The sequence below is a fragment of the Pseudomonas oplopanacis genome (genome assembly GCF_057128725.1).
On sequence record NZ_JBSKHV010000012.1, the window covers coordinates 119,036 to 135,886 of the forward strand.

At 60.1% G+C, this 16,851-nt stretch carries 17 protein-coding genes; 7 read left to right on the top strand and 10 right to left on the bottom strand.

Annotated features, from left to right (window positions below; all coding sequences use genetic code 11):
• Window position 1: 1 nt before the first annotated feature.
• On the bottom strand, window positions 2–1,438 hold the full coding sequence (locus tag ACWKV5_RS22215) for a cytochrome ubiquinol oxidase subunit I (RefSeq protein WP_483842993.1): 1,437 nt from the start codon (window positions 1,436–1,438) through the stop codon (window positions 2–4).
• 482 nt (window positions 1,439–1,920) lie between these two features.
• Here ACWKV5_RS22215 and ACWKV5_RS22220 point away from each other — a divergent pair, with 482 nt between their 5' ends.
• Window positions 1,921–3,159 carry an MFS transporter gene (locus ACWKV5_RS22220; RefSeq protein ID WP_123433484.1) on the top strand — a complete coding sequence of 413 codons (1,239 nt, stop codon included), beginning with the start codon at window positions 1,921–1,923 and terminating at the stop codon, window positions 3,157–3,159.
• A 7-nt stretch (window positions 3,160–3,166) separates the two neighbouring features.
• Here the strand turns inward: ACWKV5_RS22220 and ACWKV5_RS22225 are convergent, their stop codons facing one another.
• The gene (locus tag ACWKV5_RS22225; protein ID WP_483842994.1) at window positions 3,167–3,718 is read right to left on the bottom strand and encodes a DJ-1 family glyoxalase III; all 552 of its coding nucleotides are present in this window, start codon (window positions 3,716–3,718) and stop codon (window positions 3,167–3,169) included.
• A gap of 80 nt (window positions 3,719–3,798) precedes the next feature.
• The gene (locus tag ACWKV5_RS22230) at window positions 3,799–4,245 is read right to left on the bottom strand and encodes a DUF4879 domain-containing protein (RefSeq protein WP_483842995.1); all 447 of its coding nucleotides are present in this window, start codon (window positions 4,243–4,245) and stop codon (window positions 3,799–3,801) included.
• A 223-nt stretch (window positions 4,246–4,468) separates the two neighbouring features.
• Here ACWKV5_RS22230 and ACWKV5_RS22235 point away from each other — a divergent pair, with 223 nt between their 5' ends.
• Complete coding sequence (locus tag ACWKV5_RS22235; RefSeq protein ID WP_483842996.1) at window positions 4,469–5,764, top strand: NCS2 family permease; 1,296 nt, start codon at window positions 4,469–4,471, stop codon at window positions 5,762–5,764.
• Window positions 5,761–6,840, top strand: coding sequence for a tRNA (uridine(54)-C5)-methyltransferase TrmA (gene trmA, locus ACWKV5_RS22240; protein ID WP_483842997.1), 1,080 nt, complete (start codon window positions 5,761–5,763; stop codon window positions 6,838–6,840). The genes ACWKV5_RS22235 and trmA overlap by 4 nt, the downstream gene beginning before the upstream one ends.
• A 54-nt stretch (window positions 6,841–6,894) precedes the next feature.
• Here the strand turns inward: trmA and ACWKV5_RS22245 are convergent, their stop codons facing one another.
• The 3 genes from ACWKV5_RS22245 to ACWKV5_RS22255 all read right to left on the bottom strand — a co-directional run bounded on the left by ACWKV5_RS22245 (window position 6,895) and on the right by ACWKV5_RS22255 (window position 8,184).
• Window positions 6,895–7,341, bottom strand: a complete 447-nt coding sequence (locus ACWKV5_RS22245; protein ID WP_483842998.1) for a DUF2442 domain-containing protein — start codon at window positions 7,339–7,341, stop codon at window positions 6,895–6,897.
• Window positions 7,338–7,766 carry a DUF4160 domain-containing protein gene (locus tag ACWKV5_RS22250; protein WP_483842999.1) on the bottom strand — a complete coding sequence of 143 codons (429 nt, stop codon included), beginning with the start codon at window positions 7,764–7,766 and terminating at the stop codon, window positions 7,338–7,340. Before ACWKV5_RS22250 ends, ACWKV5_RS22245 begins: the two co-directional genes overlap by 4 nt.
• 214 nt (window positions 7,767–7,980) lie before the next feature.
• The gene (locus ACWKV5_RS22255; RefSeq protein ID WP_123433476.1) at window positions 7,981–8,184 is read right to left on the bottom strand and encodes a tautomerase family protein; all 204 of its coding nucleotides are present in this window, start codon (window positions 8,182–8,184) and stop codon (window positions 7,981–7,983) included.
• A gap of 116 nt (window positions 8,185–8,300) precedes the next feature.
• Between ACWKV5_RS22255 and ACWKV5_RS22260 the strand changes: the two genes are divergently transcribed.
• From ACWKV5_RS22260 to ACWKV5_RS22270, 3 genes are all read left to right on the top strand, one after another.
• On the top strand, window positions 8,301–9,212 hold the full coding sequence (locus ACWKV5_RS22260) for a LysR family transcriptional regulator (protein WP_483843000.1): 912 nt from the start codon (window positions 8,301–8,303) through the stop codon (window positions 9,210–9,212).
• Window positions 9,213–9,353: 141 nt separating this feature from the next.
• Entirely contained in the window at window positions 9,354–9,794 is a 441-nt protein-coding gene (gene aroQ / locus ACWKV5_RS22265; RefSeq protein WP_483843001.1) for a type II 3-dehydroquinate dehydratase, read from the top strand.
• Between the two features lie 5 nt (window positions 9,795–9,799).
• On the top strand, window positions 9,800–10,654 hold the full coding sequence (locus ACWKV5_RS22270; RefSeq protein WP_483843002.1) for a shikimate dehydrogenase: 855 nt from the start codon (window positions 9,800–9,802) through the stop codon (window positions 10,652–10,654).
• Window positions 10,655–10,702: 48 nt separating this feature from the next.
• Here the strand turns inward: ACWKV5_RS22270 and ACWKV5_RS22275 are convergent, their stop codons facing one another.
• Together ACWKV5_RS22275 and quiC are read right to left on the bottom strand one after the other, a co-directional pair.
• Window positions 10,703–11,380, bottom strand: a complete 678-nt coding sequence (locus ACWKV5_RS22275; RefSeq protein WP_483843003.1) for a TetR/AcrR family transcriptional regulator — start codon at window positions 11,378–11,380, stop codon at window positions 10,703–10,705.
• Between the two features lie 102 nt (window positions 11,381–11,482).
• Window positions 11,483–13,384, bottom strand: coding sequence for a 3-dehydroshikimate dehydratase QuiC (gene quiC / locus ACWKV5_RS22280; protein ID WP_483843004.1), 1,902 nt, complete (start codon window positions 13,382–13,384; stop codon window positions 11,483–11,485).
• Between the two features lie 319 nt (window positions 13,385–13,703).
• On the opposite strand from quiC, the gene ACWKV5_RS22285 reads away from it, so the two are divergent.
• Window positions 13,704–15,005: an MFS transporter gene (locus tag ACWKV5_RS22285; RefSeq protein WP_483843005.1), complete on the top strand. Its 1,302-nt coding sequence runs from the start codon at window positions 13,704–13,706 to the stop codon at window positions 15,003–15,005.
• Between the two features lie 49 nt (window positions 15,006–15,054).
• Here ACWKV5_RS22285 and ACWKV5_RS22290 read toward each other — a convergent pair whose 3' ends face one another.
• Window positions 15,055–15,933 (bottom strand): DMT family transporter, encoded by an 879-nt coding sequence (locus tag ACWKV5_RS22290; protein WP_483843006.1) that lies wholly within the window; start codon window positions 15,931–15,933, stop codon window positions 15,055–15,057.
• Between the two features lie 123 nt (window positions 15,934–16,056).
• Window positions 16,057–16,833, bottom strand: a complete 777-nt coding sequence (locus ACWKV5_RS22295) for an IclR family transcriptional regulator (protein WP_483843007.1) — start codon at window positions 16,831–16,833, stop codon at window positions 16,057–16,059.
• Window positions 16,834–16,851 lie beyond the last annotated feature (18 nt).

Below are 16,851 nucleotides of genomic sequence, written 5' to 3' on the forward strand. Positions count from 1 at the left end.
CTCAAATCTCCTTGGTCAGGCTGTGGTCACTGTCGGCGCCATCATCGTCAGCGGCGGACAGCGGACGGGCCGGTGTGCGTTTCTTGCCAGGCCCACCATCGTTGGTTTCCTTGCCTTCGTCGATCTTCGGCCCTTTGCGCACCAGGCGCATCATGTAGCCCAGACCCGCACCGAATAGCGCGAAATACACCACCACAAACAGAATCAACGTGATGCTCATCTGCATGAAACTATGGTTGGAGGAAGCATCCGCCGTGCGCATCAGTCCATAGACCACCCACGGCTGACGGCCGATTTCGGTGGTAAACCAACCCGCGAGGATCGCGATCAGGCCCGACGGCCCCATCCACAACGCCAGGTAAAGGAACGGTCGCGAGGTATAGAGCTTGTCGCGCTTGCGCAGCCACAGGCTCCACAACCCGGTGAAGATCATCAGGAAACCCAGGCCGACCATGATCCGGAAGGACCAGAACACGATGGTCGAATTGGGCCGGTCTTCAGGCGGGAATTCCTTGAGCGCCGGGACTTGCTTGTCCAGCGAGTGGGTGAGAATCAGGCTGCCCAGATACGGAATCTCGACGGCAAATCTGGTCTTCTCGGCTTTCATGTCCGGCCAGCCGAACAGGATCAACGGGGTCGGTTCGTCGCCGATGTTTTCCCAGTGCCCTTCGATCGCGGCAATTTTCGCCGGCTGATGCTTGAGCGTGTTGAGGCCGTGGAAGTCACCGATGACGGCTTGAATCGGCGCTACGATCAAGGCCATCCACATGGCCATCGACAGCATGGTGCGGATCGCCGGGTTGTCCTTGCCGCGCAGCAAGTGCCAGGCCGCCGAAGAGCCGACGAAGAACGCGGTGGCGACGAACGCCGCCGTCGCCATATGCATCAGGCGGTACGGGAATGAAGGGTTGAAGATCACCGCCAGCCAGTCGGTGGGAATCACCTGACCGTTAACGATTTCGAAACCCTGGGGCGTTTGCATCCAGCTGTTGGACGCCAGGATCCAGAAGGTCGAGATCAGCGTGCCGATGGCCACCATGACTGTGGCGAAGAAGTGCAGCTTGCGCCCGACCTTGTTCCAGCCAAACAGCATGACGCCAAGGAAACCGGCTTCGAGGAAGAACGCGGTCAGCACCTCGTAGGTCAGCAACGGCCCCGTCACCGATCCGGCGAAGTCCGAAAAACGGCTCCAGTTGGTGCCGAACTGATATGCCATCACCAACCCGGAGACCACCCCCATGCCGAAGTTGACGGCAAAGATCTTCGACCAGAAGTGATACAGGTCGCGGTAGGTGTCGTTATGGGTTTTCAGCCACAGACCTTCGAGTACCGCCAGGTAACTCGCCAGGCCAATGGTGATGGCCGGGAACAGAATGTGAAAAGAGATGGTAAACGCGAACTGCATTCGGGCGAGATCAAGTGCCTCTAAACCGAACATAAGTCTTCCTCTGTCAGGTAATACGGCTGCTGGCTGGAAGCCTGCACCCAACGGCCCCCACGGGTATGGAGTGCGGCGAATTCGAATTCGTTCTTTTTATTGAAAGCCTCACAACGCAGGGAGTCTGGCCTGGTGGCCGCCGGATCAATTCCTTGGGGGTTTTGATCTGGATCAATCAACGTTGAAAGAGTAGTCCCATTTCCGGGGATGAACCGCGTGGTCTTTTGCCGCGTGACAAGTTGCCTCATGGCCTTTGACATGCGTCGCAACATTTCCCCTGTGGGAGCGAGCCTGCTCGCGAAGCGGTGTGTCAGACACAGGGGTATCGATTGATACCACGCCATCGCGAGCAGGCTCATTCCTACAGGGGGAATTGGGTGTTTTTGCGATCGGTGTCTAGCTAAGTATATTTTCGGTGCCTGCAACTTCTGGTTACAGGTTGGTGATAACCTCGCCCTTCCCTCTCCCAGATTTCCCCGCAGATGCCCAGCCAAGAGCCCTTGCTGTTACGTCATCACCGTCCTTTCATCGCGTTCTGGCTGGCTCGGGTGTTCACCGCCAGTGGTTTTCAGATGCTCACCGTGGCCATTGGCTGGAACCTGTACCAGCTGACCGGCAACGTGCTCGATCTGGGCCTGGTGGGATTGGTGGAATTTGCCCCGCGCGTGCTGTTCATGCTGCACACCGGGCACGTCGCGGACCGTTATGACCGGCGCAAGGTCGCGGCGATCTGCCAGTCGCTGCAAGCGTTGATCGCCCTGTCACTGGCCATTGGCAGTGCCACCGATCACGTCACGCGGGAAATGATCTTCATCCTCGCGTTCCTGCTCGGCGCCGCGCGCTCCTTCGAAATGCCCACCACTCAGGCCCTGCTGCCGAGCATCGTGCCCAGTGCGCTGTTTCCCCGCGCGGTGGCCGCCGCCCAATCGGCGCAGCAGTCAGCCACCATCGTCGCCCCGGCGCTCGGCGGTTTGCTCTACGCCTTCGGCAGCGTCTGGGTGTATGGCCCGACCGTGATCCTCTACATCATTGCCTGCGGGTTGATGCTCAACCTGCCGGCCCGGCAGACGCCGCTGAACAAGGGCAAGGCAACGCTGGATTCGCTGCTGGCGGGCATTCGCTTCATTCGCAGTCGCCCGGACATTCTCGGGGCGATCTCGCTGGACCTGTTTGCGGTCTTGCTCGGTGGCGCGACGGCGCTGCTGCCGGTGTTTGCCAAAGACATCCTGCTGACCGGCCCGTGGGGGCTGGGCCTGCTGCGTTCTGCGCCGGCCGTCGGCGCGCTGTTGATGTCGCTGTTCCTGGCGCGGTTCGCGGTTGAACGCAACGTCGGACGGGTGATGTTCACCGCCGTCGGTGTGTTCGGCGTCGCCACAATCGCGTTCGGGCTGTCGACCTCGTTCTGGTTCTCGCTGGCGGTGTTGGTGGTACTGGGCGCGGCCGACATGATCAGCATGGTGATCCGCGCCTCGTTCGTACAACTGGAAACCCCGGACGAAATGCGCGGCCGGGTCAGCGCCGTGAATGGCCTGTTCATCGGCGCTTCAAACCAGTTGGGCGAATTCGAATCCGGCCTGACCGCCCACTGGTTCGGCACCGTGCCGGCGGTGGTCATGGGCGGGATCGGCACGCTGGTGGTCACCGGGGCCTGGGTGAAGCTGTTCCCGACGTTGGCCAATCGCGACCGCATGCATGTGCCGGTGGAGGAAGTGAAGGTCTGACCGGCTTTTAAGCCAGCAACTCCCCCGCCACCGCCAGGCGCGTGGCTTTGCCGCAGAGTTGTTCCACCAGTGTCAGGGCAAATGCCAAAGCCGCCCCGGAACCCTGGGCGGTCACGCAGTTGCCGTCGACCACCACTGGTTGGTCGACAAAGTTGCAGCCCAACAGCTGATGACTGGCCGAGGGCAGGCACGTCATGCGCCGCTGACGCAACAGACCAAACTGTTGCAGCGCAACCGCCGGCGCTTCGGCGATGCCCGCGAACAAGCGTCCGGCGGCGGCTTGATCCTTCATGAGTTGTTGCAGGGGCTGATGGGCCGCCAGGTGTTGCGCGCCGACTGCGCCGCCCGGCAAGGCGATCAGGTCGAACGGCTGGGCCAGCAAATCAACGAGCATGGCATCGGCCGTGAGCCGGGTGCCACGGGCGCAGGTGAGCATGCGCCGCCCCTCGATGCTGGCCACCACCACTTCAACGTTGGCGCGGCGCAACACATCGACCAGGGTCACTGTTTGCAGGTCATCGATGCCCTCGGCGAGGGTAATCAAAGCTCTAAAGGTCATGGGCGCAGTCCACAGGATGATCTTTAAAGCGTAGTCAGCTTTCCTGACGCTTGTTCGAGCGCAGCCGTTACTTGCTGCCGTTATTTGATATAGAGCTGCGTCGACATCGTGTTGCCCGGCGGGTTGATCGAGGTGTCGCTGAAGGTGAAGTTGCCGCTCTGCTTGCCGTCCAGGTCCAGGACATACAGATAGCCGACGGTTTTTCTCCCGACGGTACACTCCGTCAGATTACCGGTATCAAATGCACAAACCGGCGTGCGGGTGCCGTTCACTTCGAACCCGTCCAATGCGACATACGCCTGACGGCCATAGCCGACCTCCAGCACGTAGACCTTGATGTGCGGTCCGCTGTGGTCGCAGCGCGTCTGGTCCTGCCCCTCGGCGATGTCTTCAAAACCGCAACCGGGCGATTCGACCTTGAGCACTTTCAGCTGGCTCAACGCTGGCGCCATGGCCGCCGAGGCGTTCTGCGCGCCCAACAGCAAGGCAACCACGACGCCAATAGCAGCGATCCCACGCGTTTTCATGCAATACATAACTACCCCCAAAACCAGCGCGCAGTATGGCTCACTTCGCTTGACGGCAAAACATCGACGACGATCGCAGCCATAAGCAGCCATAACCCCACGCTGCTGGTATGATGCGCGGCTTTTTCCGGCCCACAGTAATTTCCCAGGCGCGTTCAGCGGTCTGTGCTTTGCTGTTGAGGTCGATACATTCACGGCGCCGGGCGCGCCACGGGGAGCAGACATGCTGGAAAGGCTGTTTCAACTCAAGGCACACAACACCAACGTGCGGACCGAGATTCTGGCGGGCGTCACGACTTTCTTGGCCATGGCCTACATTCTGTTCGTCAACCCGAGCATCCTCGGCGAGACCGGCATGGACAAGGGCGCGGTGTTCGTCGCCACCTGTCTGGCCGCGGCAATTGGCTCCACGATCATGGGCCTGATCGCCAACTACCCGATTGCGCTCGCGCCGGGCATGGGCTTGAACGCCTTCTTCACCTACACCGTGGTCCTGCACATGGGCCACACCTGGCAAGTGGCGCTGGGTGCGGTGTTTATCTCGGCAGTGTGCTTCTTCCTGCTGTCGATCTTCCGCATCCGTGAATGGATCATCAACAGCATCCCGCTGCCGCTGCGCTCGGCGATTGCCGCCGGTATCGGCCTGTTCCTGGCGCTGATCGCCCTGCACAACGCCGGTATCGTGGTCAGCAACCCGGCGACCATGGTCGGCCTAGGTGACCTGAAACAACCGGCCCCGATCCTCGCGACCCTGGGTTTTGCCCTGATCGTCGCCCTTGAAGCCCTGGCCGTACGCGGTGCCGTGCTGATCGGCATTCTGGTGGTGACCATCATTTCCATCGTGATGGGCTTCACCCCGTTCGGCGGCGTGATGTCGATGCCACCATCGCTGGCCCCGACCTTCATGCAACTGGATATCAAAGGCGCCCTGGACATCGGTCTGGTCAGCGTGATTTTCGCCTTCCTGTTTGTCGACCTGTTCGACAACTCCGGCACCCTGATCGGCGTCGCCAAGCGCGCCGGCCTGATGGGCAAGGACGGCCACATGCCGAAAATGGGCCGCGCCCTGATCGCCGACAGCACCGCGGCCATGGCCGGTTCGCTGCTGGGCACCTCGACCACCACCAGCTACATCGAATCCGCAGCTGGCGTGAGTGCGGGCGGCCGCACCGGCCTGACCGCCGTCGTGGTGGCGATCCTGTTCCTGCTGGCGCTGTTCTTCTCGCCACTGGCGGCTAGCGTTCCTGCATTTGCCACGGCACCGGCCCTGCTGTTCGTCGCCGTACTGATGACCTCCGGCCTGGCCGAAATAGACTGGGACGACATCACCGTCGCCGCACCGGTGGTGATCACCGCGCTGGCGATGCCGTTCACTTATTCGATCGCCAATGGCATCGCCTTCGGTTTCATTTCCTGGACCGCCATCAAGCTGATGTCCGGTCGTGGCCGTGAGCTGAATCCGGCGCTGGTGATTCTGTCGATCCTGTTCGTGATCAAGTTGGGTTGGTTCAACGCATGACTTTTGATTCCCAGGCCTACGCCGTTCAGCTCGAAGAAAAGGTCACGCGCCTGCGTGACCTGCTGGCCCCGTTCGATGCGCCAGAACCGGCGGTGTTCGACTCTCCGCTGAAGAACTTCCGCCTGCGCGCCGAATTCCGCCTGTGGCGTGAAGGCGGGGAGCGGCACTACGCGATGTTTTCCCAGGAAGACAAACGCACGCCGATCCTGATCGAAGAATTTCCGATTGCCAGCCTGCGCATCAATGAACTGATGCCGCAGCTCAAGGCGGCATGGAAAGCCAGTGCCGCCTTGAGCCACAAATTGTTCCAAGTGGAGTTCCTGACCACCCTGGCCGGCGATGCGATGATTACCCTGTGCTATCACCGCCCGCTGGACGAACACTGGCATGCAGCCGCGTCGAAACTGGCTGCCGACCTGAACGTCAGCATCATCGGGCGCTCGAAAGGCAAACGCGAAGTGATCGGTCACGATTACGTGGTCGAGCAGCTTGAAGTCGGCGGTCGCACCTTCAGCTATCGCCAGCCGGAAGGCGCGTTCACCCAGCCCAACGGCACCGTGAACCAGAAGATGCTGAACTGGGCTTACGACGCCCTGGGTGATCGCCCGGACGATTTGCTCGAGCTGTACTGCGGCAACGGCAACTTCACCCTGCCGCTCGGGACTCGCGTACGCAAAGTGCTGGCCACCGAAATCAGCAAGACCTCGGTCAACGCAGCGCTGAGCAACCTCAGCGAAAACGCCGTAGATAATGTCACCCTGGTGCGCCTGTCCGCCGAAGAGCTGACCGAAGCGCTGAACGAAGTCCGCCCGTTCCGTCGTCTGCACGGCATCGACCTCAAGAGCTACGAGTTCGGTAGCGTGTTCGTCGACCCGCCCCGCGCCGGCATGGACCCGGACACCTGCGAGCTGACCCGCCGCTTCGACAACATCCTCTACATTTCCTGCAACCCGGAAACGCTGGCGGCGAACATCGCCCAGTTGCACGACACACATCGCATCACTCAGTGCGCGATGTTTGACCAGTTCCCGTGGACGCATCACATGGAATCCGGGGTGTTGTTGACCCGTCGTTGATGGCTGGTGCCAATACAAACGAGCCGTCATGACGACGGCTTTTTTGTGGGCGAATCAAAGTGCCGTGTCGACCTTGCGCGGGCGCCCGCCCTTTTTGCCATTGGCCCGCGCAGCCTCGGCCTTGGCGACGCTGCTCTGACGCCCATTGCGCGAGGCGATAACGGATGAGGCCATGTCCATCAATGGCTTGCTCGCGGAAATCAAACCGGCGATAGACACCTGCAAATCACTGCCTTCATGGCAGAGCGCGGTTCCCGAAAAGCCCACTTTCAAGTCGGCGAAATCCTCATCGTCAAAGCCATCAAACTCCGGGTAATTTTTCGCCGGCAGGAGCACGCCACTGCCGTCCTCGAAGCTGATGACCAGGCAATGCCCGGTCCACGCCACGGCTCTCGCATTCAAACCGCTGCGACGGCTCAACTCGCCTCGCTGAATGGCCTGTTCCAGCGTTTCTTCGGTGACGGGGCGATCCGCCTGAATGCTCGCTTGTATGGTTTTCATAATTCGATTTCCACTCCCTCGGCAGCCCCCGTCAGGGACAACAGCGTTTTGTTTACGTCGGGCTCGTAACTGGCCGAGCCAATCAAATAAGTGGTGCTGGCGATTCGTTTCATCACGACCACTTCATTGCCCTCCCAATCCCACAACTGATTATCGAGACAGGCGGTGCGCAATTTGCTCCACCAGATGCCGCGTGCTCGCCGTAAATGCGCCGGTTGCCGCAGCGCCTGGCGCAATCCCTCGAGTACAGCTGAAGGGGGGCGCTGTGAATGAGGAACGACATCCCAGAGCTCCACGCCGTTGTGCCAGAAACTGAACTTGAAGCGTGCGCTCCACGCCTGTGTATCGACATGGACATGCGGTGGGCAATGTTCATCGAGCAACATGATGACCAATGAAAAGCCCTTGTAGCGACATACGTTCATGCTAACCCATCCGTTAGGTTATAGAGTGCAAAGATTCTCCATTCCTTGAAGAACCCGATAATTGGCGGCTGATCTGTTTGATGATCGACTGGGTTTCAGCCTAGCGCTTGAACGTTTTTTGACTCGCCCATGACGGCGCCAAAATAGTAAGCAATCCTTTCACTGCGCCCACAAAAAAGCCGCCACGAGGGCGGCTGTCTTGATCCGTAATCCATCAGTCTGCGGACTTCAGGTGCTCGGTAACGGTCAGGCCCGCATGTCCCCAGTTATCCTTGTCCACTTCCTCGATCACTATGTGGGTCAACTCTGGAGGTTTGCCGAGGACACGTTGCAACGTCTCGGTGATTTCGGCGATGACCTGGGCTTTCTGCTCTCGGGTAACACCGTCACGGGTAATACGCACGCTGACGAAAGGCATGATGCTGCTCCTGTCCGGTTATGAAAAAAGACGCCGCGCCAGTAAAGCACTGCCACGGTGATTTCATCTACAGTGACGCCATTGCGTCCCTCATTTGATCCCCGGTGTAATCAATCATGCAGCGTGTCTTTGATGATCTTCAGCTGGGCAGTATCGAGTTGTTTTGCCTCGCCGCCGAGGCCGGCAGCTTTACGGCCGCCGCACTGGTGGCGGGCGTGACGCCAGCCGCGGTCAGCCGCTCGGTATCTCGCATGGAAGAGCGCCTGGGCGTGCGGCTGTTTGCGCGCACCACCCGCAGCGTCAAGTTGACCGACAGCGGGCGCCGTTACTACGAAGAGTGTCGTCAGGCACTGGCGCAGCTGGTCGAGGCTCAGCGCGAGGTCATGGGCCAGCAGCAGCAACCGTCCGGCACCTTGCGCATCAGCATTCCCACGACTTATGCACACCACCGGATCTTGCCGTTGCTGCCGACGTTTCGGGCGCGCTTTCCTGACGTGAAGGTCGAGTCGCATATCAGCAATCGCAACATCGATTTCGTCGGCGAAGGCTATGACATGGCGATTCGCGTGCGGGCCATTCCGGACTCAGGTCTGATCGCCCGACATCTGGAGGACGCCGCGCTGGTGATGATTGCCAGTCCTGATTACCTCACGCGTGCAGGCACTCCGCAAACACTCGACGATCTCGCACAACACGAATGCATCCAGTACGAACTGCCCAGCAGCGGCCGGCGGATCGCCTGGCTGTTCAATGACAATGGCGCACCGCGGGAGATTCTCGCCGAGGGTAGTTTCAGTTGCTCTGACGATGTGCTCGGTGGCGTGACCTTGGCAAAACACGGGGCGGGGCTGTTTCAGACGTATCGGTTTATCGTCGAAAACGAATTGGCCAATGGCTCGCTGGTAGAAGTGTTGAAGCCTTACAGCGGCCGCTCGCGACCGTTCACGTTGCTGTATCCGCAAAGCCGCCATGTGCCCCTGAGGTTGCGCGCTTTTATCGACTTTCTGGTTGAGCACCTGCCTCGCTAAACAGCGAAGCCGTCCGATCACCGCACACAAATCCCCTTCGGGACGTCTCTTCAATTGACCAAACTAACCAGCTAGTACAATTTATCTCCACAGGCTGAAACCTACAGCCGATTCCAAAAATAATAAGTGGAGAGACCCTCGATGCCCCCTATCGTTCTGGTGCTCAACGGCCCGAACCTGAACCTGCTCGGCACCCGCGAACCGGCGACTTACGGCCACGAAACCCTGGCAGACATCTCGGCGCTGTGCGCACGTGCCGCTGAAGAATTCGGCCTGGCCGTGGAGTTTCGCCAGACCAACCACGAAGGCGAATTGCTCGACTGGATTCACGCCGCTCGCGGTCGCTGCGCAGGGATTGTGATTAACCCCGCCGCATGGACTCACACCTCGGTGGCGATTCGTGACGCCCTCGTCGCCAGCGAACTGCCCGTGATCGAAGTCCACCTGTCGAACGTCCATGCTCGCGAGCCTTTCCGGCATCACTCGTTTGTCTCGGCCATCGCCACTGCCGTGCTGGCTGGTTTCGGCAGCCATGGTTATCGCCTGGCGCTGGAACATTTCAGTCTGAAATTGAAGGGGTGAACACGATGACTCAGCACCACAGCGTATTGGCCGGGCTGATCGGCGCCGGAATTCAAGCCTCCCGCACACCGGCGCTGCACGAGCATGAAGGCGAAGCGCAGGGCATGCGCTACCTCTATCGCCTGATCGACCTGGATCAGCTGAAGCTCGACAGCAGCGCCCTGCCCGACTTGCTGATGGCCGCCGAACGAATGAACTTCACCGGGCTGAACATCACCTTCCCGTGCAAGCAGGCGATCATCCCGCTGCTCGACGAACTGTCGCCGGAAGCCCGCGGCATCGGCGCGGTGAACACGGTGGTGTTGAAGGACGGTAAACGCATCGGCCATAACACCGACTGCCTGGGTTTTGCCGAAGGGTTTCGCCGTGGCTTGAAGGACGCTGCCCGAGCGCGCGTCGTGCAAATGGGAGCCGGCGGCGCAGGCGCGGCAGTGGCCCACGCGCTGTTGAGCGAAGGCGTACAACTGCTGAGCATTTTTGACGTGGAGATCAGCCGCGCGCAGGCGTTGGCAGACAATCTCAATCAACATTTCGGTGTTGGCCGTGCAGTGGCCGGGCATGATCTGCAAAGCACAATGGCCCAAGCGGACGGGTTGGTGAACACCACGCCCATGGGCATGAAAAAACTGCCGGGCATGCCGGTGCCGGTCGAGTTGCTTCGCGCAGCCTTGTGGGTGGCGGAGATCGTTTACTTCCCGCTGGAAACCGAACTGCTGCGCAACGCCCGCGCGCTCGGTTGCCGCACGCTGGATGGCGGCAACATGGCGGTGTTTCAGGCGGTGAAGGCGTTTGAATTGTTCAGCGGCGTGGTGCCGGATGCGCAGCGAATGCTCGCGCACTTTCAGAGCATGAACGACTGAGGGGATGCGGTGAGGGGCTGCAGTGAGGCGAAAGCCCCTCACCTGATATCAGGCCTGCAAGTAACGCAACACCGACTCGCAAATCATCGCCCGATGGCGCTGCTTGATGGCTTCGTCCGGCAAGTCGATCTGGAAGATCTCACCGAAGGTATGACGGTTCGACACGCGATAAAAGCAGAACGAACTGATCAGCAGATGCACATCCAGCGGCACAAGCCCTGCGCGGAACAGCCCCTCTTCGGCACCACGACGCAGAATCTCGCCCAGTGCATCGAGGATCGTATTGTTCATCGCCTTGATCGCATCGGAGCGCTTCACGTATTCGGCGTTGTGAATGTTCTCGATGCTGACGATGCGCACGAAATCGACGTTGTGATCATGGTGATCGAAGGTGAATTCCACCAGACGCCGAATCGCCTCCACCGGCGCCAGCTCGGTCAGGTGCAAGCGGTTTTCCGTGTTGCGAATGTCGCCGTAGAGCTTTTCCAGCACCTCGACATAGAGCTGTTCCTTACTGCCGAAGTAGTAATAGATCATGCGTTTGGAGGTGTGGATACGCTCGGCGATTGCATCGACGCGAGCACCGGAAAGCCCCTGTTGGACGAATTCGACAATCGCCTCTTGAAGGATGTTCTCGCGGGTCTTTTCCGGGTTGTTTTTACGGCTCTTGCGGGGCTCGGCGATCGGTTCGACGGGCACTGCGGAGCGTTCTGAAGTCATTGTCATTGCGGGCTCACGGCCATCACTGCACAAGCTGGCGATTATGGGCCGCTGCGCACAGTGAAGGAAGCCGCGCGGCAGCGGTTTGTCCCGGTGTTTACGATTTTCCTACAACTTGGCCTGACGAATGGCACCGCTGCGGGATTTGGCCATCGCCGCCAGTCGAACCGCGACGTTGGCCGCGCCGTAACCGGCATAGCCGTTTTTGCGCTGAATGATCTCAAAGAAGAACCGCCCTTCGAACGGCTCGGTGTACACGTGAAACAGTTCGCCGCCCTGGGCATCTCGGTCGTACAGCACGTTGAAATACGCCAGTTCGCTGAGGAACTCATCGTCGAAGTCGAACCGCGCGGCGAGGTCATCGTAGTAATTGAGCGGGATGTCCAGCAACGGCACGCCCGCCTCTTTCGCACGGCTGACTTGCGCAAAGATGTCATCGCAATCAAACGCGATGTGATGCACACCGGAGCCGCGATAACTCGACAGCGCATGTGAGATCGCGGTGTTGCGGTTCTCGGAAATGTTCAACGGCAAGCGAATCGAACTGTCGCGGCTGCGCAGCGCACGGCTTTTAACCAGGCCATACGGGTCGGGCAGGACCACTTCGTCGTCGGCTTCAAAATCGAGCAGACTCTTGTAGAACAGCACCCAACTGTCGAGGCTGTCGGCAGGCAATGCCATGGCCATGTGGTCGATACGCTTGAGCCCGCCACTGGCAACGCCGGCCGGGTACAGGTTGAAGTCGGTGCCGTAGACATCGGCCTCCTGATCCACTAGATAGATCAGGCTACCGTCCGGTGCGCGCACAGCTGCCAATTCCAGTTCATTGGGGCCGACCAGCCCACGATACGGTTGGCCTTTGTAAGCCACGGCCCGGGCCAGTGCGCTGGTGCTGTCCTTGACCCGCACGGCGGTGGCGCAAAGCGAGGGGCCGTGCGCTTCGAAAAAGCTATGGGCAAACGAATACGGTTCGGAGTTGAGGATCAGGTTGATATCGCCCTGACGCAGCAGGCTCACGCTCTTGGACCGATGCTGCCCGGCCTTGACGAAACCCAGCCGTTCCAGCCAATGGGAGAGCTTGGCGCCGAGGCTTTCATCCACCCCAAACTCGAGAAACTCGATGCCGTTGTATTCGCTGGCGGTGGGTGTCTCGAACAGGATGTCGAGGTTGGGTGCCGGTTGAGCTTCCTGCGCCAGGCGTTGGCGGGTTTTCTCTTCCAGGTACAGCAACGAACGCAAACCGTCGGCGGCGTTGGCCCGTGGCGGCGCAGCGCGGAAACCGTCGTTGAAGATTTCCAGCGACAGCGGGCCGGTGTAGCCACTCTTGATGATCGGCGCGAGGAAACCCGCTAGATCAAATTCTCCCTGGCCGGGGAAGCAGCGGAAATGCCGGCTCCACTCCAGCACGTCCATGGCGAGGATCGGTGCGTCGGCCATTTGCACGAAGAAGATCTTGTCGCCCGGAATCTCGGCGATGGCGCTTGGGTCGCCCTTGAGTGACAGCGTGTGAAAGCTGTCCAGCAAGACACCGAGGCTCGGGTGATCGGCCTGGCGGACGATGTTCCACACCTGTTGATAAGTGTTCACATGCCGGCCCCAGGCCAGCGCTTCATAACCGATTCGCAGCCCGCGCACGCCGGCACGTTCGGCGAGCAGGCGCAGGTCGTCGACGAGGATTTGTTCATCGCCGATGGAATCGGCAGAAGCATTGCTGCACACCAGCACCAGGTCCGTGCCCAGTTCCTGCATCAAGTCGAACTTGCGCTCAGCGCGTTCCAGATTGCGCGGCAGTCGGTCACGGCGACATCCCTCGAAATCCCGAAAGGGTTGAAACAGCGTGATCGCGATCCCGAGATCGGCGCACATCTGTTTGATTTCCCGTGGGCTACCGTCGTAGTAGAGAAGGTCGTTCTCGAAAATCTCCACCCCGTCAAAACCGGCGGCGGCAATGGCTTCGAGTTTTTCCGGCAGGGTACCGCTCAAGGACACGGTGGCAATGGAACGCTGCATGTTTCGACTCCCGGTGGTGGAGACAGTCTTGTTATCGATATCGCACGCTTTATGTCTGCGTTTAACGTGGGGAGAATTATTGGCTGGACGAACTCGTACAGCAATTTAAAGTGTACTACCCGGTTAGTTTTGTGTTCGATTATCGAACACAATGGCCATTGGTGAATTGACGATTTTTTGTCCACTGCGCAACATCGACTCCACATTGAGACCGGACATGCACCGTCGGGCTCGGTTACCAAAGACCCAGAACACCACATAAAAATAATCGGTGGACTACATGACTCCTTCTCAAAGTTCTCCCGTGGAGCACGCCTCCATGACGCCTGCCAGCAGCGGCATCGGCGACAAGATCCGCGGCGCCATGGCCGTCGGCAAAACCCGTTGGGGCATGCTGGCGCTGGTGTTTTTCGCGACGACCCTGAACTACATCGACCGCGCCGCCCTCGGCGTCATGCAGCCCATCCTCGCCAAGGAAATGAGCTGGACGGCGATGGACTACGCCAACATCAACTTCTGGTTCCAGGTCGGCTACGCGATCGGTTTCGTGCTGCAGGGCCGGTTGATCGACCGGGTCGGCGTCAAGCGCGTGTTCTTCTGCGCGGTGCTGCTCTGGAGCATTGCCACCGGCGCTCACGGCCTGGCCACTTCCGCCGTCGGCTTCATGGTCTGCCGCTTCATCCTTGGCTTGACCGAAGCCGCCAACTACCCGGCCTGCGTGAAGACCACGCGTCTGTGGTTCCCGGCCGGCGAACGCGCCGTGGCCACCGGCATCTTCAACGCCGGGACCAACGTCGGTGCGATGTTCACCCCGATGTTGCTGCCGCTGATCCTCCACGTATGGGGCTGGCAGGCCGCGTTCCTGTGCATGTCGGCACTGGGCGGGATCTGGTTGCTGTTCTGGGGTTTGAAATACTTCAACCCGGAAGATCATCCGAGCGTCAAACAATCGGAACTGGACTACATCCAGAAAGAAGTCGAACCGGAACAAGCTCGCGTGCCGTTCTCGAAAATCCTGCGCATGCGTGGCACCTGGGCCTTCGCCCTCGCCTACTCGATGACCGCGCCGGTGTTCTGGTTCTACCTGTACTGGCTGCCGCCGTTCCTCAATCAGCAATACAACCTGGGGATCAACGTGACCCAGATGGGGATTCCGCTGATCATCATTTACCTGACCGCCGACTTCGGCAGCGTCGGTGGCGGGATCCTCTCCTCGTTCCTGATCGGTCGCGGGATGAATCCGATCAAGGCGCGGCTGATGTCGATGTTCCTGTTCGCCTGCTGCATCGTCGGCGTGATCATGGCGGCGGGTTCGAGCAGCCTGTGGGTCGCGGTGTTTGCCATCTCCCTGGCCATCGGCGCGCACCAGGCCTGGACCGCGAACATCTGGAGCCTGGTCATGGACTACACGCCTAAACACATGATGAGCACGGTGTTCGGTTTTGGCGGCATGTGCGCAGCCATCGGCGGGATGTTCATGACGCAGTTGGTCGGCCACATCCTGACCGTCACCAACAACAACTACACCGTGCTGTTCACCCTGATTCCAGCGATGTACTTCATTGCCCTGACCTGGATGTACTTCATGGCACCGCGCAAGATTCCTGCCGTCACCGAGTAAGTTTCCGTCCCCCGGCAGGCCTGATTCCAGGCCTGCCTTTTTGTTTGTCCTACCGGCGACTCTGTTGCCACGCCGCTGCCAACCCACTGCAGCAAATCACCGCGATCCCGACCACAGTGGTCAGGGTCGGCGTGTGGGCAAACAGCAGCCAGCCCAGCAGACCGGCAAACACAATCTGGCAATAACCGAACGGCGCCAGCAACGCCGGCGCGGCGTAGCGAAACGCCTGGGTCAGAAACAAGTGAGCCGTCATCCCGCACGCGCCCAGCGCCACCATCATCAATCCATGCCCAAGTGTCGGCACTTGCCAAAAGAACGGCACCAACGCGCTCATCACCAGGGTGTTGCACAGGCCGGCGAAGAAGTTGCTGGTGGTCGGGCTGTCGATGTTGCTGAGCTTGCGGGTGAGCAATTGATAGAAGCAGAAAAACAGCGCCGAGCAGAGCGGCAGCAGCACTGCTGGTGTGAACAGATCGCCGCCCGGGTGGACGATGATCAACACGCCGGTAAATCCACAGATCACCGCGATCCATTGGCCGCGGGTGACGTGTTCCTTCAGCAACGGCACCGACAGCGCCGTGACCAGCACCGGCGCAAGAAAGTTGACCGCCGTGGCTTCGGCCAACGGGATGTATTGCAAACCGGTGGTGAAAAACAGACTGGTGCCCAACAGGCACAACGCCCGCATCAGTTGCAGCCATGGCCGTTTGGTTCGCAGCACACGCAAACCGGATTGCGGCAGGAAAATCCCCGCCATCAACAAGGTGTGAACCACATAACGTGCCCATACCACCATGACGATCGGATAAAAACCGGAGAGGTATTTGGACAGGGCGTCGTGACTGGAGAAGAGGAAGGTGGCGACGACGATCAGCAAAATCCCTTTGAAGGGCTGGTTTACGCCGGAGAGCGGAGTGCTGACGGTCATGGGGTTCCCTTGTGCCTGGCGAATTCCAATAATTTAGAACCTGGTTCCAGATTCCCATACACGCATAGGCCGAAAGTGTTCGAACATCGCACGATTTCACTGTGGATGGGTGGTGTGTTCGAATCAGCTGAACAACTCTGAAGCAAGGCTCGCCGCCGACAACTCTTCGGTATATCGCATCAACAGCGGCGCCAACTCATGCAACCGCGCGCCCGGCATACGCGCACTGGGCCCGGCGATGCTCAGCACCCCCATCACCCGCCCCTCGCTTGGGTGGCGCACCACGGCAGCAATCGCCGAGGTGCCCACCGCCGAACTCTCTTCAACCCAGGCATAACCCTGCTCGCGCGCCAGACGCAGGCGTTCCAGCAGTTCAATGTTGGAACGCGGCGCGTTCGGTCCCAGGTCTTTGGGGCGCTCACCGCCCTGGCGTTCTACCAGCGACAACGCCTCGGCATCGCTCATGCACGCCAGCCATGCGTGGCCCGATGCGGTGTAGAACAACGGCGCATCGCGGCCCATGTCCGGGTCGTAACGCAGGCCGGACCGGGCACCTTGGGACTTGGCGATCCAGATCTGCCGCTCGCCTTCAATGACGCCCAGGCGCACCAGTTCGCCGGTCTCCTGCGCGAGGCGATCCAGCACTGGCTGTACGATATCGGCGCCGCTGCCCGAAAGATAACGAAACCCCATCGCCACCAGTTTGGTGGTCAGGTGGTAGCGCAGGTTCTCTTGATTCTGTCGCACATAGCCCAGCCGGATCAGCTCGGCGAGCAAGCGATGGGTCGCGCTTTTCGGGATCTCCAGTTGTTCCGCCAGCGTCTGCATCGGCAGACCACGCGGGTCACTGGTAAGGCTTTCCAGCACACTGAAAACACGTTCGATCTGACTGCCGGCCATAGGAGGTTCCACACACAA

Excerpts from the sequence above, each read along its gene's own strand:
- ACWKV5_RS22215 (WP_483842993.1), bottom strand. The coding sequence starts at position 1,438 with ATGTTCGGTTTAGAGGCACTTGATCTCGCCCGAATGCAGTTCGCGTTT.
- ACWKV5_RS22220 (WP_123433484.1), top strand. The coding sequence starts at position 1,921 with ATGCCCAGCCAAGAGCCCTTGCTGTTACGTCATCACCGTCCTTTCATC.
- ACWKV5_RS22225 (WP_483842994.1), bottom strand. The coding sequence starts at position 3,718 with ATGACCTTTAGAGCTTTGATTACCCTCGCCGAGGGCATCGATGACCTG.
- ACWKV5_RS22230 (WP_483842995.1), bottom strand. The coding sequence starts at position 4,245 with ATGAAAACGCGTGGGATCGCTGCTATTGGCGTCGTGGTTGCCTTGCTG.
- ACWKV5_RS22235 (WP_483842996.1), top strand. The coding sequence starts at position 4,469 with ATGCTGGAAAGGCTGTTTCAACTCAAGGCACACAACACCAACGTGCGG.
- trmA (WP_483842997.1), top strand. The coding sequence starts at position 5,761 with ATGACTTTTGATTCCCAGGCCTACGCCGTTCAGCTCGAAGAAAAGGTC.
- ACWKV5_RS22245 (WP_483842998.1), bottom strand. The coding sequence starts at position 7,341 with ATGAAAACCATACAAGCGAGCATTCAGGCGGATCGCCCCGTCACCGAA.
- ACWKV5_RS22250 (WP_483842999.1), bottom strand. The coding sequence starts at position 7,766 with ATGAACGTATGTCGCTACAAGGGCTTTTCATTGGTCATCATGTTGCTC.
- ACWKV5_RS22255 (WP_123433476.1), bottom strand. The coding sequence starts at position 8,184 with ATGCCTTTCGTCAGCGTGCGTATTACCCGTGACGGTGTTACCCGAGAG.
- ACWKV5_RS22260 (WP_483843000.1), top strand. The coding sequence starts at position 8,301 with ATGCAGCGTGTCTTTGATGATCTTCAGCTGGGCAGTATCGAGTTGTTT.
- aroQ (WP_483843001.1), top strand. The coding sequence starts at position 9,354 with ATGCCCCCTATCGTTCTGGTGCTCAACGGCCCGAACCTGAACCTGCTC.
- ACWKV5_RS22270 (WP_483843002.1), top strand. The coding sequence starts at position 9,800 with ATGACTCAGCACCACAGCGTATTGGCCGGGCTGATCGGCGCCGGAATT.
- ACWKV5_RS22275 (WP_483843003.1), bottom strand. The coding sequence starts at position 11,380 with ATGACAATGACTTCAGAACGCTCCGCAGTGCCCGTCGAACCGATCGCC.
- quiC (WP_483843004.1), bottom strand. The coding sequence starts at position 13,384 with ATGCAGCGTTCCATTGCCACCGTGTCCTTGAGCGGTACCCTGCCGGAA.
- ACWKV5_RS22285 (WP_483843005.1), top strand. The coding sequence starts at position 13,704 with ATGACGCCTGCCAGCAGCGGCATCGGCGACAAGATCCGCGGCGCCATG.
- ACWKV5_RS22290 (WP_483843006.1), bottom strand. The coding sequence starts at position 15,933 with ATGACCGTCAGCACTCCGCTCTCCGGCGTAAACCAGCCCTTCAAAGGG.
- ACWKV5_RS22295 (WP_483843007.1), bottom strand. The coding sequence starts at position 16,833 with ATGGCCGGCAGTCAGATCGAACGTGTTTTCAGTGTGCTGGAAAGCCTT.